Source organism: Alteromonas sp. ABM1_013 (genome assembly GCF_056160505.1).
Map to the genome: position 1 here is coordinate 288912 of NZ_JBSWXH010000001.1, position 15673 is coordinate 304584.

The 15673-nt window shown below is 44.5% G+C and carries 15 protein-coding genes; 11 read left to right on the forward strand and 4 right to left on the reverse strand.

The window, feature by feature from the left end; genetic code table 11:
* Positions 1–130 precede the first annotated feature (130 nt).
* From ACXAGK_RS01280 to ACXAGK_RS01300, 5 genes are all read left to right on the forward strand, one after another.
* On the forward strand, positions 131–2596 hold the full coding sequence (locus ACXAGK_RS01280) for a TonB-dependent receptor (protein WP_474853579.1): 2466 nt from the start codon (positions 131–133) through the stop codon (positions 2594–2596).
* Positions 2597–2785: 189 nt separating this feature from the next.
* The gene (locus tag ACXAGK_RS01285; protein WP_474853581.1) at positions 2786–3409 is read left to right on the forward strand and encodes a gamma-glutamylcyclotransferase; all 624 of its coding nucleotides are present in this window, start codon (positions 2786–2788) and stop codon (positions 3407–3409) included.
* A 39-nt stretch (positions 3410–3448) separates the two neighbouring features.
* Entirely contained in the window at positions 3449–3961 is a 513-nt protein-coding gene (locus ACXAGK_RS01290) for a GNAT family N-acetyltransferase (RefSeq protein WP_474853583.1), read from the forward strand.
* A 335-nt stretch (positions 3962–4296) separates the two neighbouring features.
* Positions 4297–6642: a TonB-dependent receptor gene (locus ACXAGK_RS01295; protein WP_474853585.1), complete on the forward strand. Its 2346-nt coding sequence runs from the start codon at positions 4297–4299 to the stop codon at positions 6640–6642.
* Between the two features lie 3 nt (positions 6643–6645).
* Positions 6646–7884 (forward strand): dipeptidase, encoded by a 1239-nt coding sequence (locus ACXAGK_RS01300; protein WP_474854457.1) that lies wholly within the window; start codon positions 6646–6648, stop codon positions 7882–7884.
* Between the two features lie 90 nt (positions 7885–7974).
* Here ACXAGK_RS01300 and ACXAGK_RS01305 read toward each other — a convergent pair whose 3' ends face one another.
* Together ACXAGK_RS01305 and ACXAGK_RS01310 are read right to left on the reverse strand one after the other, a co-directional pair.
* Complete coding sequence (locus tag ACXAGK_RS01305) at positions 7975–8583, reverse strand: peptidylprolyl isomerase (protein ID WP_474808777.1); 609 nt, start codon at positions 8581–8583, stop codon at positions 7975–7977.
* A 61-nt stretch (positions 8584–8644) separates the two neighbouring features.
* Entirely contained in the window at positions 8645–9877 is a 1233-nt protein-coding gene (locus tag ACXAGK_RS01310; RefSeq protein ID WP_474853587.1) for a methyltransferase, read from the reverse strand.
* A 306-nt stretch (positions 9878–10183) separates the two neighbouring features.
* Here ACXAGK_RS01310 and ACXAGK_RS01315 point away from each other — a divergent pair, with 306 nt between their 5' ends.
* From ACXAGK_RS01315 to ACXAGK_RS01340, 6 genes are all read left to right on the forward strand, one after another.
* Positions 10184–10837: an alpha-ketoglutarate-dependent dioxygenase AlkB family protein gene (locus ACXAGK_RS01315; RefSeq protein WP_474854459.1), complete on the forward strand. Its 654-nt coding sequence runs from the start codon at positions 10184–10186 to the stop codon at positions 10835–10837.
* A 5-nt stretch (positions 10838–10842) separates the two neighbouring features.
* A complete protein-coding gene (locus tag ACXAGK_RS01320; protein ID WP_474808771.1) occupies positions 10843–11163 on the forward strand; it encodes a BolA family protein in 321 nt (106 codons plus the stop codon).
* 32 nt (positions 11164–11195) lie between these two features.
* Positions 11196–11888, forward strand: a complete 693-nt coding sequence (locus ACXAGK_RS01325; protein WP_474853589.1) for a phosphatase PAP2 family protein — start codon at positions 11196–11198, stop codon at positions 11886–11888.
* A gap of 2 nt (positions 11889–11890) precedes the next feature.
* A complete protein-coding gene (locus tag ACXAGK_RS01330; RefSeq protein ID WP_474853591.1) occupies positions 11891–12532 on the forward strand; it encodes a nucleotidyltransferase family protein in 642 nt (213 codons plus the stop codon).
* 375 nt (positions 12533–12907) lie between these two features.
* Positions 12908–13390, forward strand: coding sequence for a hypothetical protein (locus ACXAGK_RS01335; protein ID WP_474853593.1), 483 nt, complete (start codon positions 12908–12910; stop codon positions 13388–13390).
* Positions 13383–13586, forward strand: a complete 204-nt coding sequence (locus tag ACXAGK_RS01340) for a helix-turn-helix transcriptional regulator (protein ID WP_014948230.1) — start codon at positions 13383–13385, stop codon at positions 13584–13586. The genes ACXAGK_RS01335 and ACXAGK_RS01340 overlap by 8 nt, the downstream gene beginning before the upstream one ends.
* An 88-nt stretch (positions 13587–13674) precedes the next feature.
* On the opposite strand, the gene ACXAGK_RS01345 is transcribed toward ACXAGK_RS01340, so the two are convergent.
* Together ACXAGK_RS01345 and ACXAGK_RS01350 are read right to left on the reverse strand one after the other, a co-directional pair.
* Complete coding sequence (locus ACXAGK_RS01345) at positions 13675–15015, reverse strand: nitrate- and nitrite sensing domain-containing protein (protein WP_474853595.1); 1341 nt, start codon at positions 15013–15015, stop codon at positions 13675–13677.
* A 307-nt stretch (positions 15016–15322) separates the two neighbouring features.
* The gene (locus tag ACXAGK_RS01350) at positions 15323–15610 is read right to left on the reverse strand and encodes a hypothetical protein (RefSeq protein WP_014948232.1); all 288 of its coding nucleotides are present in this window, start codon (positions 15608–15610) and stop codon (positions 15323–15325) included.
* Positions 15611–15673 lie beyond the last annotated feature (63 nt).

Below are 15673 nucleotides of genomic sequence, written 5' to 3' on the forward strand. Positions count from 1 at the left end.
AGTCACAAAACATTAAATTACGTTAGAACAAAGGGAAGTTACGCTAGCCCGCGGTTGACATAAGCAGGTCAATGCTGAAAAATGTTATAACATCACTAGATAATGTTATAACATCCTTGAAGGAAACCTCATGAAAATGCGTTCGCTGCTAAGTTTGTCCATAGCAGGGCTTTTAAGTGCGCCTGTGTATGCCACTACAGTAACGGGAAAAGTAACCGATACTGCTGGCCAACCAGTTGCTGGTGCAGAAGTTAAAATTGAAGGTAGCCGTCGCGTGGCTTACACCGATGAAAATGGCGTTTACCGTTTTGACGATGTTAAGCAGCCACATATTCATTTACATGTTTATTCTTCTAACTACATTCATGGTGATAACGACCTAGGCGACGTAAACGCAGATCAAAACGTCGACTTTGTTTTGCAGCCAGCATCTGTTGAAAATATTGTTGTAACCGCTAATGCGCTTCAATCATCAGTACTTGAATCGGTTACACCTGTAACTGTTATCGGGGCTGATAAACTACGTAAAATAGAAGCGCCAACTCTAGGCGAGACCCTTAAAAACGCGCCGGGTGTACACAGCACGTATTTCGGTCCAGTATCAAGTAGCCCAGTTATTCGCGGCAACGATGGTCCTCGCGTAAAGATAGTTCAAAACGGCTTAGATGTTTCTGACGTATCGCGCGTTGGGCCAGACCATAACGTAGCGACTACGCTTTCAAGCGCAACCCAGGTAGAAGTGCTTCGCGGCCCAGCAACACTTCAATACGGCAGCGGTGCTATCGGTGGTGTGGTTAACGTAGTAGATAAACGCATTCCCCAGTACCAAATAGACGGCGTAGAAGGCGAAGCAGAAACTAGCTACAGCACGGTTAACAATGGTTCGTACACTCGCGCTGATGTGACTGGCGGTAGTGGCAATATTGTGTGGCATGTAGACGGTTTCTATCGCGACACAGATAATGCTGACATCCCAGGCTTCGCGTCTATCGAACCTGATGAAGATGAACCTTACGGTGAATTAGAAAGCAGCGCCATGGAGACCCGCAACGTGGTTGCAGGCCTATCTTATGTAGCAGAAGAAGGTTACTTTGGCTTCTCGGTTGAGCAGTTAGACAATGAGTATGGCGTACCGGGCCACAGCCATGAGCACGAAGAAGAACATGACGAAGACGAGCATGATGAGCTGGATGGTGACCACGACGAAGAAGATCACGATCATGAAGAAGAAGGCGTGCTACTTGATGTAGATATGACTCGCTACCAAGCAGCGGGTGAATGGCATTCTCCTTTCGAGGGACTAACTAACCTTAAATTTGCCGCGGCTTATACCGATTATGAGCACGCAGAAATTGAAGACGGCGAGCCGGGTACTGTATTCACAAACGAATCAAGCGATATTCGCCTGTCTGCTTACCATGAAGAAGTAAACGGATGGCACGGCGTATTCGGGTTACAGTTTAACCATAGCGATTATAATGCTGTCGGCGAAGAAGCTTTCACGCCAGCCAATACCACGTCAAGCTATGCACTTTATGTCGTTGAGCAGAAAAAAGTAGGTGACGTTACCTTTGAGTTAGGTGGCCGACTTGAACGCACAACCTTGGATGCTGAAGCAAGCGAAGTAGAGCTTGACGTATTACATGAAGATGAGGAGCACGAAGGCGAAGAGCATGAGGGTGAAGAGCATGAAGAGCACGCTGTTGCCTTCAACTTCCCTGATTATGACTTCACCAGCCTGTCGCTTTCAGCGGGCGCTAACTGGGAATACCAGGAAGGCCACTCAATTGCAGTGACTTTATCACGCAGCGAACGCGCGCCTAGCCAGCAAGAACTTTTCTCTGCAGGTCAGCACTTAGCAACTCAAAGCTACGAAGTGGGTCTGGTGTTCGATATGGACGAAGAGGGCCATATTGAAGAAGACTTAAGAAGCGTTAACGAAGAAGTTAGCACCAACCTAGATATTACTTTCCGTAAATTTACCGGAAGCTGGGGTTACAGCGCATCTTTCTTCTACAATCAGGCTGATGACTATATTTTCCAGTCGAGTACGGGTTTGCTTGCCCTAAGCGAACACGAACATGAGGAAGAGCACGACGAGCTTGAAGAAGAGCATGAAGACCATGAAGAGCACAGCGATGAAGAGGGCACGCCGGTTTATTATTTCCAACAAGCTGACGCTGACATCTGGGGCTTTGAAGCAGAAACTTACGTAGACTTAACAGACACGCTACGCTTGACTGTATTTGGTGACTACATTCGCGCTGAAGTAGAAGATGACAACCTTCCACGCACGCCTCCTATGCGCTTTGGTAGTGAATTAAGCTATGTGAACGATGGTTTAAGTGCTGACGTGGGCTTTACATGGTATGACGACCAAGATGAAGTGGCGTCGTTTGAAACCTCAACCGATGGCTACACACTAGTTAATGCTAGCGTTCAATACGAATTTGGTTCGCAAGGTATCGACTGGGTATTGTTTGCCCGTGGTGAGAACCTTACTGATGAAGAAGCACGCGTTCATACATCTTTCTTAAAAGACCAAGCACCGCTTCCAGGTAGAAACTTTACTATGGGTGTGCGAGCCTTGTTTTAATTAACAGCTTTACTGTAGTAAGCAAAGGCGGTGTAACGTGTTACACCGCCTTTATCATTTATGAAGCGTGAAAAAATATTTATGAAGTGTGAAAAAATGCGTAACGCCATTTTTTCTTGGGGCTATACAAAGTAAAGATAAACAGCCCTAAAATTGTGATGATGAGACAGCTATGAAGTAGAGGTGAAAATGAATGAGATAGCGAACTGGTTAAGTACGCAAACCGAAAAACACATGGTTTTAGGTTACGGAAGCTTACTCAGCAAAGATAGTCGAGAGCGCTACTCGAACATTTTCACAAAAGGGATCCCTGTAACCGTATCAGGGTTCGAACGAGCTTGGGTGACGCGCAGTCTTCACGAAGAGCAAACCTATGTAGGCGCCGTAGCCAACGCTCATAGCCAGCTGAACGCTCAGCTTATCCCCACGCAAATTAACCCCGCATTACAGGCGCGCGAGAAGGACTATCGATTTGTACAAGTAAGCCCTAAAGCGCTTAGTTTTCAACTTCACCAAGGTGAGGTAACAGATGCGTTAAATGAGCGATTGGCGCAGTTCACTTTCTGGATTTGTGAAACACTCGCGTGCGAGCCAGCAAGCGAAGCTTTTCCTGTTAGCCAAACCTATGTTGATACTTGTATGGCCGGTTGCTTAGAACACGGTGGCATTGAAGAAGCGGAGCGATTTGTAACACACACGTCGCTATGGGAACACCCAAGGATAAACGATAGAGCACAACCCAAATACCCACGTGCGGCAAAAGTAAATAATGAAACTATTGAGCATATAGACAGAATTCTAGCGAAGCGCTAGTTTTAGCAGTAACAAACGCCCTTAAGCAGAGAGTTTAGTGTGAATACTGAAGCATCAATTTTAACCTCCGAAAGAATTACCTTAAGACCGCTTACGTTTGATGATCAACACTGGGTACTAGCATTACAGCAAGATGAGCTGTGGCTTAAATACATTGGAAGTAAGAATGTTAATACACTCGATGACGCCTGCGACTACATTGGGAAAACCAATGCGCAACGAGAAGAGTGGGGTTACGGTTTACTTGCTGTTGAGTTAAATGACACTAAACAGCCGTTAGGAGTTTGCGGGTTATTTAATCGCTTTGCCTTTGAATGCCCAGACTTGGGCTTCGCCATGTTGCCTGAAGCACGAGGTAGCGGCTTATGCCACGAGGCATGCAAGAAGGTTATAGCTTGGGCTACTTCACAAGGGTATGGTTTTTTAACCGCTATGACGCACCCAGACAATAAGGCATCGCAAAAGCTATTGCAGCGACTAGGGTTTAAAAAGCAGGGCCTCTACTTCGATAAAACCTTTCCAAAACAGCATTTGTTTAGAGTTGAGCTGTAAAACTTGGCGGCGATCTAACAGAATCGGGCAGTCCACCTAAAGAGTCTTATACTTTTGTCTAATTTGGTGCATTGCCTTTTTGAAGTGCCCTTTTTGTAAATATCCCTTTTCATCTTTTTGTTATGAAAACGTTATTAATCCTCCATTGTTTCCATCTAGCTTTTCTTAAAACGTCACTTATCTCCGTTTAATGTTACTTCGTCCAATCTTTATCTTCCTAACTTCGTCTTGGTACAGCTGTTGAAAACACCTTAGTCATCACCGCACAAGGAAGCGCGTAGAATAAAAATAGGGTTGCTAATCAGACAATAAAACAGATAAAGAAGAGCGCAACTATGAACACAAGACGTACACAAAAAAGCTTTAAATACTCACTTCTAGCTGGCGTCATCGGCCAAGTATTAGTCTCACCGCACGTGCACGCGCAGCAAGCGCCAACTGCTCAGCAAACCGAAACTGAAGAGAAAATCGTCGTAACTGGGCGTCGCGTTTCACAAACCGATATCGCTATTGGTACTGATGAAGCAACTAATACACTTGCGGTAAGCCGCGAAGAATTGCTTTCAGCACCATCGGGTATATCAGGCTTGAAAATGCTAGAAAGCTTACCAGGCTTTAACGTGCAAACTGATGGTGCACTGGGCCTTTATGAGTTCGGTAACTCAGTGCAGGTAAGGGCTTTTCAACTCAGTCAGATGGGTTTTGTTCTTGATGGTGTTCCTATGGGACGTTCTGATGCCTTCGGTGGTAGTCCTATCTTTCGTTATGTTGATAACGAAAATTTAGGGGCTGTAATTGCCTCTCCAGGGGCGGGGGATGTATCTGCTCCAACCTACGCATCACTTGGACCTATTGCGCAATACAATACGGTAAGACCTTCAGATGAAATGGGCGGCATGGTAGCCGTGACCGCAGGAGACTTCGATTTACAGCGAACTTTCGTGAAACTAGAAACGGGTGACATTGACGGGTTTAAAGCTTACGTAAGCCGCTCAAAAACCGATTCAGAGTTATGGCGCGGCCCTGGCACAATTGATCGTGAACACATTGAAGCTAAAGCGCTCTACGAGTTTGGCAGCAGCTATATACAAGCTACCTATGTTGCCAATGATTTCTTTGATTACGACTCTCCTTCTGCGCCTGCGTCAGTCTTCGAAGATAACTATTACTATAGTTACTTAGACAGCATCCCTGAAGGGTGTATCGACGCGCAGCCGGAAGTATATGACTTCAATAGTGACGGGACGATAGACGATACTGATTTTACGCCTGTATTCACGGGCTCAAACTGTACAAGCTATTACGAAGACAGAATTAATATACGCGACGACAAGCTTTATTCATTAGGCTTTGGTACTTACTTAACTGACGAAGTACAGCTTGAAGTTACCGCTTACTATGAAGATAAAAATGGCTATGGAGTTTCGCCTGATAGCTACACCAACACACTAAGTATTTATACTGACCAAGCTGCCGCAGGTCTAGATGTAGTTCACCCTAGAGGAGTCCAGTACGGCCTATCGACAGTTGGTGGCGAGCGTGAAGGTCTTGTTGGAAGTGTGACCTGGTTCATGGGAGATCATAAATTAGAAGCAGGTGGTTGGATTGAAGAGGATACTTATAACCGAACACAAGCCCGCCTTAACAAAACCGGGGGGAGTGCTGATGGTGAAGTTATTTACGACGAGGTAGCGTACTATCGTCGCGACTACACTGCAGTTCGAGATACTACGCAACTCTTTATAAAAGATAACTTTAGCATGATGGATGACGACCTTTTGTTGGAGGTTGGCTTTAAGTCACTGTCTATAGATTATTCATTAGATGGCTATCGCGATTATGACGACTATGAAATTGATGGAGAGCCTGGCTATGGGCCACAGTCAGTAGACGCTGAATACACCGATAATTTCTTGCCAATGGTGGGGGCTGTATATCGTCTTAACGATACTGATCAGCTTTTTGCATCATATGCACAAAATTTCGCATTGCCTGCGGGAACCGACGACATCTTTGATAACGCGGTAGGCTTTGATGTGGAGGCACCACAAGGTGAGGAAGCAGACAACTATGAACTGGGTTTTAGAACTAATCGCGAGCATTACAACGGGGCTGTTGCGCTGTTTTACACACGTTTCGATAATCGTTTGATTGCAAGTAGCGTCATCAATCCTGCTACAGGTCAGCCAGAAACCTTTTATGTGAATGCTGGTGCATCGAAAGCTTATGGTATTGAGTTTAGTGGTGTTTTTCAGCCAGAAATGTTCGATAGAAAACTCTATTTCAATGCAAATGTTTCGTATAAAAAAGCAGAGTTAGTGGATGGTTTTGCAGGCAATCCTGCTGGTAGTCAATTACCCGATAGCCCTAAATGGCTAATGACAGGTGGCGTAACTTATGAACCTACTGAGTGGTTGGTTGCTAACTTCTCAGCGAAGTATACAGATATCCGCTATACCGACTTCAGTGAAACGTATGAGCTAGAAAGCTATTTGGTGGCGCAAGCTTACGTTGATATTGGAGGCCCGAATAATTTTGGGATGCCAGAAAATGTTCGACTGCGTTTTAATGTAGATAACGTGTTTGATAAAGAAGTGATGTCTTTCGGTTTTACGGGCTCTTCGTTTGGACGACCTTTAAGCCCCCGTACATTCCAAGCAACAGTAACGGTGGATTTTTAAATGATGAGTGTTAAAAGTATGAAGTTGAGTGCGATTGCTTTCTCTTTATCCATATCTTCAATGTGTGTTTATGCACAGTCGCCTGGTAATGAGTCTAAAACTCAAGCGTTTCATGAATCCATGGTTGTAATGGACACCCATTTAGACACGCCAGCGTTACTCGTGCAGCCGGGCTTTGACATTATGCATGCCCATACGGTGGATGGAGACTTCTCTCAGGTCGATGTGCCAAGAATGGATGCCGGAGGTCTAGATGGTGGTTTTTGGGTTATATATACGCCACAAGGGCCGGTAACTGATGAAGGATTCAAGTCTGCTCGAGATACGGCGCTGCTGCGAGCGATGGCAATTCATAAGATGGTCGAGGCCAACCCTGACACTTTTGCTCTTGCTACTAACCCGAGCGATGCAAAAGCGATTACTGATGAAGGAAAGAAAATTGTTTATATCAGTATGGAAAACGCCTACCCACTAGGAGAAGACCTAAGTCTTTTAGAAACCTTCTACAAAATGGGTTTAAGGATGGTTGGGCCGGTGCACTTTAAGAATAATCAATTTGGCGATAGCTCAACCGACCCCAATGGCCAACAATACGGAGGCTTGTCTCCCTTGGGAGAGAAGTTGGTAAAAAAGGCAAATGAGCTAGGAATTATCCTAGATGGTTCGCACGCTCATGATGAACTCTTAGAAGACATGATTCGATTGTCCGAAACACCAGTGATTCTTTCTCATTCTGGCACTAAGTCAGTCTATGACCATCCGCGTAATATTGACGACGAGCTGCTTAAAAAGTTAGTTGAAAGCGGCGGTGTTATTCATGTAAACGCTTATGGGTCTTACCTAACAGAGCTACCTAGCGACCCAGAACGCAAAAAAGCATATGGAGAGTTGTTTAAGCAAATGGGTAATATTGCCGACATGACTGCTGAAGAAGTCACGGCATTAAAGCTTAAGCGAAAACAAATTGATATGGAGCACCCAGCGGTTCGTGCCACCTTCGAAGATTATATGGCGCATTTCCTTCACATTCTGAAAATTGCGGGCCCTAAGCATACTGGTGTAGGTGCAGACTGGGATGGAGGCGGAGGTGTTGAGCGCATGATGGACGTTGCTGCACTGCCTCTTATAACAGAAAGGCTTTTGGCCGAAGGATATACCGAAGAAGACTTAGCGGATATTTGGGGAAACAACGTTCTACGCTTGCTTTCTCAAGCACAAGACTACGCCGAGTCTTTAAAATGAACCTTTCCTAAATCGTAAAAAGTGTCCTTATCTTTACAAGATAAGGACACTAATGTCTTCAAGGTTAACGCTAATTTTAGTCGGGGAGCTTTACAACGGTGGTAAAACGGTCACCTTTTTAATAATGATTGGCTCAATCGGGACGTTATTCGCGTTAAGGCGAATTGAGTATTCAGTTTCTACTTCCGACATAGCATCAACAATATCTTCGCCTTCCACAATAACGCCGAACACTGCATAGCCCCAGTCTCTGCCTGGGTTTAAGCTGCTGTTATCGTTCACATTAAAGAAAAACTGTCGGTTCGCCGTATGTGGGTCATTTTGTCTTGCCATTGCAATGGTGTGTAGGTCGTTGGTTAAACCGTTACCTGACTCATTAAAAATATCGGGGAAGTTTGATTTGCCATTGAAGTCGGCCGTATAGCCTCCACCTTGCACAACAAAGCCGGGCACGATGCGATGGAAAATCGTGTCTTCATAAGCTCGCTTGTCCACATAACGAAGAAAGTTATTCACCGTAATTGGCGCGCGTCTTCTGTCTAGTTCAACCACGATATCGCCCATGGTCGTTTCTATTTTCACCCGCGGGTAATAGTTATCGGGCTGAACCTGAGACCCATCGTCTTTCTTGGCCATAACCGACGAACTGCTGCCAATCAGCATAACAACGGTGATGAGTGATAAAAGTATTTTCTTCATAAAAATGCCTTTAAATGTATTCCTTAATTTGCGTACTTTCTTTATGCACTTTTCTTTGCGCTTAGCGTTTTGCAGTGCCTAAGATAACGAACTTTTTATCACTCGCAAGTACCTTGGTGCCACCAAACAGCTTTTTAAGTTTAATGTGGTAGTCGAGGTGTCGGTTGCCAACCACTACCAAGTGACCACTTTTAATAAGCAATTCACGAGAGTCAGTAAACATTTGCCATGCAATATGGTCTGTGATCGCGTTTTGCTGATGAAACGGAGGGTTACACAAAATCTTAGTAACAGCAGGTTTATTTTCGCGATTTAAGAGTGTTTCTAAGCAGTTACTTGCCACAAACTCGCACTGGTCGATTTTATCCGGAAAGTTGTTTAGCACGTTGAGTCGGGCACTTTCCAACGCCATGTAAGACTCATCCACGAATATTACTTTGGCGTCAGGAGCAAGAGACAGCGCGTTTACACCCAGCACACCGTTACCACAGCCCAAATCTACCACAACGTCATTGGCGCTTACCGTCATGTGCTCAAGCATAATACGCGCGCCAATATCCAGCGACTGTCGAGCAAATGTGTTGGCAAGGTTATCGATAGTAAGCTCTGCGCCCATGGTGCTTTTACACTGCCAGCGCGAAGGAAAGGGAGAGTCAGCGAGTTTTAGAGACTCACGAGGCGTTGCAAAAACAAGCCGAGATTTCTTTTTAGCAAGGGAGGTGGTGGTAGGGCCAATATATCGCTCAAACAAGTTAAGCACCGACTTCGTAATGGCTTTCACTTTGCCCGTTGCGACGATGCGAGTGCTAGGCGTAATATATTTTTGCAAATCGATAAGCTGTTGTTCTAGCAAAGCGAGGGCGCGAGGGACCTTTATGACGATAAGGCTAGGTGCAGTTTCTGGTTTAAACGTTAAGCTTTGCACACTGGTTAACGTTTTAAGCGGTGCGGTCGCTAGCTCACTTGTACTGTCATCTACTGATGCATTGAGTAACTGATTGGCTTTCAAGTTCTCAGACAGTGAACGCAATGAAATATAGGAATCGGACACCCAGTAAGGCGCTAAATGGGAAAACCAGCAACCTAACGCACCAAAGTCATCATTGAAGATCATCATTGACCCATCATTTTCACCGCTGCCAATTGAAAGCGATGTTTCACTTAATAGAGTTTCGATGTGCTCAATAACAAGCTCATCTGCGCTATCCCATGCTTGAAGGCTTACATGCTGGTGCTTTTCAGGGTAGCGAATCAGCGAGAACTGGCGGTCGGCAAATATAAATTCTGTATTCATTGGGGTCTGTTTTTAGAGAAGGCTTAAAGCATTATCTACTAGTGAATGCTCATTCAGTTTACGTGCTAATGTCTATCTTATCATATCAACCACTTGGCTCTAGCGAATAACCCGTTATTCTTCGGTATTGGATGCACCTTGTATGAAGTACGATATTTAACGATGACAGAGCAATCCGCACTGGAAAAGCATGCGTACTCATTGAAAATAAGGTGTAATTACACAAGCTCTAAAGGGGGCATTGGCACCGTCAACCGCTATCTAGATAGCGAGTATTTAATACCAAAGGAAGTCTCTCACTTACACATGCAATTTTCTCTGTTCGACACGCCTGAAGACAAGCGCACGTCTTATAAGCTCCCGTTAGTTGAAGGTGATGTCACTTACTTTTCTAACGCGCTATCGCAGGCTACTGCAGATACCTTTTTTGCAAAACTGCAAGAAGAGTTACCCTGGCGTCAGGATACGATTAGGCTGTTTGGCAAGCCGGTAAAAATTCCTCGGCTTCAAAGCTGGCACGGCGATCCCGAATGTACTTACACCTATTCAAATTTAACCATGTCACCGAACCCTTGGACGGAAAGTCTTGCAGACATTAAAGCGCGCTGTGAGCAACTGTGTGAAAAATCGTGCGCGTCACAGTACAAAGCAAGGTTCAACAGCGTGCTAGCCAACTGGTATCGCGATGGGCAAGACAGTATGAGCTTTCATTCAGATGATGAACCCGAGTTAGGAATCAACCCCGTGATTGCATCAGTTACCCTAGGTGAGGCAAGACCCTTTGTTTTTAAGCATAAAGAAACAAAGGAAAAGCATACGCAGGTACTTGAACACGGTAGCGTATTGATTATGGCAGGCGCGACACAAAGCCATTATGTGCACGGTATTGCAAAGACGGCTAAGCCTATCGGTGGTAGAATTAATCTTACATTTCGACATCTTATTCAAAGAGCAAGGTAAGCCAAATGCAAGTAAAAGCGTTTCTAGAAACTACGATTGAAGCGGCACTTAGCCCTAGTTATCTCGAGGTGGTAGATGAAAGCTTCATGCACAATGTGCCAGACGGTGCGCAGAGTCACTTTAAAGTTACCGTTGTGAGCGACGCCTTTGAAGGTAAACGTTTAATAGCAAGGCACAGGGAAATTAACGGGCTTGCGGCAGAAGCGCTTCAAGGGCCTGTTCACGCTTTGGCGCTTCACACGTATACACCGGCCGAGTGGGAAGCGAGAGGTGGAGAGGCGCTAGCATCGCCTAACTGTTTAGGCGGCAGCAAGCACGATAAGTAGTACCCTCAATCGTACTAAATGGAAGTAGAAACATGACAAGCAGTAAAAAGACAAAAAATGGCGCCATCGCCGATTATCTAAGCATGATAAAAACACCCGCTATTCAGGTTTTACTACTTGGAACAGGCTTTTTGTTAATGATGCTGTTTGTCTACATGGGCGTTTTAACGTCATTTGATAAAGCATTGTTTAACACAATTAGCGAGCTAGGCAATGTGTCGGGGTGGGAGCGTGACGTGCTTAGGGATGCCACAGCGCTAGGTAGTAATACGGTGCTAGTTTTTGTTGTGGCAGCAGTCGCTGGTGCTTTGGGTATGGCGGGAGAGAAGAAAAAGGCTGTTACCTTTATCATTGCCGTTGCGGCGGGAATTGCGATGACTTTTCTACTTAAAGCGGGGATCGACAGGCCGCGTCCATCGCTGAACATGCAACATGTTGATGTGTATACCCAAAGTTTTCCTTCGGCTCACGCCACGCTATCAACCTTGGTTTACTTTTATGTAGCTCATTTGCTTACACATTTAACGCAAAGTACGCGGGTACGAGTATGGATATACCTTGCGACTACTCTGCTGGTATTTTGCATTGGCCTTAGCCGTGTCTTACTGGGTGTACACTGGCCTAGTGATATTATCGCAGGCTGGTTTGCTGGCGGAAGCATGGCTGCATTTTGCTTTTACGTGATTAAGTGGAAGCGAAAGCTGCGTATTAAAGACAAAGGTTAAGCGTGCAAGAACCTAAACGGCTTGGTGATATTATCAAGCGTGATCCTTTCAGAATGGATTGCCTTCATGCCTTGCGGTCGCTCGATTTACCACAAGGCCACATAGGTGCAGGATTTGTGCGAAATGCTATATGGGATGATTTGCACGAAAGGGTTAAACCAACGCCGCTTAACGATATTGATGTGATTTACTTTAGTAATGAAGTCACAGCGTCTAAGAATGTTGTAATAGCCCAGACTTCAACAGAACCAGCATTTCAACAACAAGAACACTCATTAATAACTGCAGACGCTAAATCAGAAATAAAAACCCAAGAAAAGGCCATTGAACGCCAGTTAACCCAAATAATGCCCCAAGCTAATTGGCAGGTGAAAAACCAAGCACGTATGCATTTGTCTCACGGACATGCTCCCTATCAAAATTGCCACGACGCTATTTCTTATTGGATAGAACGAGAAACCTGTGTTGCGGTTCGTCTTTTAGCCAACGATGATTTAGACATACTCGCGCCATTTGGTTTGGAAGCAAACTTCGTCGGCATCATAAGTATTAACCCAAAATATCCAAGACCTGATGTTTTTAAACAGCGACTTGCTTCTAAGAATTGGCTTACTGTTTGGCCTTCGCTGACAGTTCAGAAATAACTGGAAAACAGTACGTACTTGTAAGAATCGGCACGCAATGTTTGAGACTATATTTTAGTTAATCAAAGCCATAATAAACATTCTTCTTCACAACAATTCGTTGTTCTTCTGCTTTTATACCAGCAGCAAAGCATTACTCAATAACCATTTTATCTCGGTATTTCCTTTGTACCTATCATCCATAAAGTTACGAAAGAGCGCTGTCACAGTAAACGCGTAACACTTGAGTTGCACAAAAAACTTGCACTTGTGTAACCTTTGGTTATTATTGATACCTATGGGTTACATATGATCCGTTTAGGTATCAAACGAGACACTAAAACGCAGTGAGCTTTATACGGCATCAATGCGCCGTTAATAATAAGGAATTTAAAAATGGCAACATCAATTTTAGTAACACCAGAGACGGAGCAAGAGTATTTAACAATAACTGGAAAAGTTAGTATTTGCCTTGCTCTTATTGTACTAAGTAAGGCTGCGTTGGCTGTGGTCAACGACACTGGCTCAGTGGTTAACTTACTACTAGATCTGATAGCAGCGGCAAGTGCGATTTACTGCGTTGTTTTATCAGTTAAAACGATGAAATTCACAAAAAATATATCGCGTTTGGGTTATTGGACACTGAAATTTAACGATGAGTATGTGGACTATGTCAGTTCGTTTAGCTTGCGCATTACCTGTCACATCATGTTATTTGGTGCGTTGGTTCTTGCTTTTTGGGGCGACAGCAGATGGTTTGTAGATCTCATGGCCCCCTTTGAGATCACCAATGCTCTTCAAGTCTTGCTCGGTGTAGCCGCGGCTGCGCATGGAACATCCATTTTATGGAAGCTGCGTGAGGAAGACCTAGATGAATGAAGATTTAGATAACCACATTCACAAGCTACGATTGCAACACAAAATATCTCAGCAAGAATTAGCTGACGCTATTGGTGTTTCCAGGAAGACTATTAGCACAGTAGAAACCGGACGCTTTACACCATCGGTAGTTATTGCTCTAAAAATTGCCGAATATTTTGCCATTCCAGTTGAGCAAGTATTCGCACTTAAGTAAATAGGTAGCGTTATGCTGGAATTATAGTGTAATGATTGTCATATTAGATAGCGCTGCATTATACGGTTGAATTAGTACGAGCCGGAATTTATCTTCTGGCCGAGTTTTTCGATGCAATATCAACGATTTTAGCGGAAATAGACGCTATGGTCGTATTTTCGCTCATAGCTTGTTTTTGTAGTCGGCGATACGCGTTGTTTTCGCTTAGTCCAAATTGTTCCATGACTACCAGCTTTGCTCGGCTTATCAGCTTCTGATCTTGAATTGCACGTTTAGCCTCTTCAAGCTCTCGCCCCATGTCTTCTATATGCTGGGCTTGTGAACGCAGTAAGTCGTAAAAAGAGCGGTGGGCCGATAAGGTTTTAGTCTGCTCATCGAGTGACAGCGTTTTAATCTCGTCGTCTTTTGTATCTTCTGCTAAGCCGGGCATGCTGGGGTCAAACAGTAAGGTGAGCGGCGAGCCATCATTGGCGTGCTCATCGTTAAAGCGCGTGAGCAACTGTTGATGATTGGCCATTTCATTTTTTGCATTGGCAACTTTACTGTTAGCTTGCTGTGTTAAGGCTTCGGTCAGTGCCACTTCGATATCCTGCATTGCATCTATACGACGGGTCGCAACATCAAACCAAACTTCTGATATTTCACCGGCAATAGGGCTGCCGTCACTTAGTTGTGCAATCATATTTCTAAGCTGGGTAATATCTATTGCCGCTGGGCTTTTATTTAAAGCATCCAATGCGTCCTTATGCGGCTTACAGGTAAATTCACAGAATATATTGAAGTGATGTTCTTGGGCTTGCTGAAGCGCAGCAAGCTTTTCACATAGACGCGCGTCGAAATGGGTTTCTGCAAAACCAATTGCACCCCACGCACGTTCTTGCCCAGCATACTCTTTGGCCTGCATGAAGTTGAACAAAGCAACCAGCAAACGGGTAATGGTTGGGTCGCTTGCTATGTCTGCTGCTTCAAAAATGACAGTAAGTAAACTTGCCACTAAGCGGCTGTAGGCTCGTGTTGATTCCAGTGGCGTTAACTGTTGTTTACTGACTTGTTCTCTTAAGCGAGGTAGGTAGTCAGTAGCCTGCATGGCAAGCGTGATACTGCTCAATAAACGTGGGTTGCCTGAAGTAATCTCATCAGTTAAGTAAAGAGATTTCAAATGACTCTTTAGCATTGACTCTGCTTGTTCACTAGCACTGACATACTGCATTCGCTCAGCTTTGTAGCGCTCGGCTTTAGACGCAAGAAAGATATTGCTGGCTCCGCGCTCTTTTTGCAGTTCATGTATAAGCTCACGAACCGCAATAACAATACGACAGTTACTAGAAAGCTGTTCTAACACAGTGATTTCTGCGTGTTTTGCGGCCAGCAAAAAACGTTTGGTCGCATCGCTACAAAGTGCAATGGTTTGTTCAAGTTCGTGTAGCATAAGAGGCCCTGCTAAATGTTGGTTTACGCAATTCGCTTTTTTATTGATAGTTTTTTTGCGAAGTATTGCATTAAAGCACGTTGAATTAAGCAACACTTATGCCCTGTTTATCAGAATGGAGTTAGGCAAAGCCTGGATGGGGAAGTAATGCGCCGAATGCTTAACAGGCGTGACTTTTACAGGTGTTAAGCAGAGTTAATTGCAATTTAAAGAGTTAAGAATGACAGGCAGCTTAAGGGAAATTGTAAGCGGCATTGCACATTAGTGGTGCAACCCGCCTGTAGATAGTTGTATTTAATTTTATAAGCTAGTTTCGAACCACGCGGAGAAACCAACCGACAAAGAGAGAAATCAAGAAGCCGAAGAAGGCAATCATAGTAGTAATGGTAAGCATCTGTCCTGAGAAGTCTGCATTTTCCCCGGTATGTTCGCTTACCAGCATTCCAGAAGCCTTGAAGATAAACAGAGCCGCAACAGAAAATAGTAAGATAACGGCGGTAGACATAATGGTGGCTTTCCAATAAGCCTTTGGCGACATCCAATGAATAGCGCCTGCAACTAGCACGCACAAAATGGTAAGAATATAAGGTACCACGTAAACTCCTCGTTAAATAAGACCTATGCCTTACATCATTGCCACATCATTAAGTGCAACTTA

Coding starts and splice junctions, on each gene's coding strand:
- ACXAGK_RS01280 (WP_474853579.1), top strand. CDS start 131: ATGAAAATGCGTTCGCTGCTAAGTTTGTCCATAGCAGGGCTTTTAAGT.
- ACXAGK_RS01285 (WP_474853581.1), top strand. CDS start 2,786: ATGAATGAGATAGCGAACTGGTTAAGTACGCAAACCGAAAAACACATG.
- ACXAGK_RS01295 (WP_474853585.1), top strand. CDS start 4,297: ATGAACACAAGACGTACACAAAAAAGCTTTAAATACTCACTTCTAGCT.
- ACXAGK_RS01300 (WP_474854457.1), top strand. CDS start 6,646: ATGAGTGTTAAAAGTATGAAGTTGAGTGCGATTGCTTTCTCTTTATCC.
- ACXAGK_RS01305 (WP_474808777.1), bottom strand. CDS start 8,583: ATGAAGAAAATACTTTTATCACTCATCACCGTTGTTATGCTGATTGGC.
- ACXAGK_RS01310 (WP_474853587.1), bottom strand. CDS start 9,877: ATGAATACAGAATTTATATTTGCCGACCGCCAGTTCTCGCTGATTCGC.
- ACXAGK_RS01315 (WP_474854459.1), top strand. CDS start 10,184: ATGCAATTTTCTCTGTTCGACACGCCTGAAGACAAGCGCACGTCTTAT.
- ACXAGK_RS01320 (WP_474808771.1), top strand. CDS start 10,843: ATGCAAGTAAAAGCGTTTCTAGAAACTACGATTGAAGCGGCACTTAGC.
- ACXAGK_RS01325 (WP_474853589.1), top strand. CDS start 11,196: ATGACAAGCAGTAAAAAGACAAAAAATGGCGCCATCGCCGATTATCTA.
- ACXAGK_RS01335 (WP_474853593.1), top strand. CDS start 12,908: ATGGCAACATCAATTTTAGTAACACCAGAGACGGAGCAAGAGTATTTA.
- ACXAGK_RS01340 (WP_014948230.1), top strand. CDS start 13,383: ATGAATGAAGATTTAGATAACCACATTCACAAGCTACGATTGCAACAC.
- ACXAGK_RS01345 (WP_474853595.1), bottom strand. CDS start 15,015: ATGCTACACGAACTTGAACAAACCATTGCACTTTGTAGCGATGCGACC.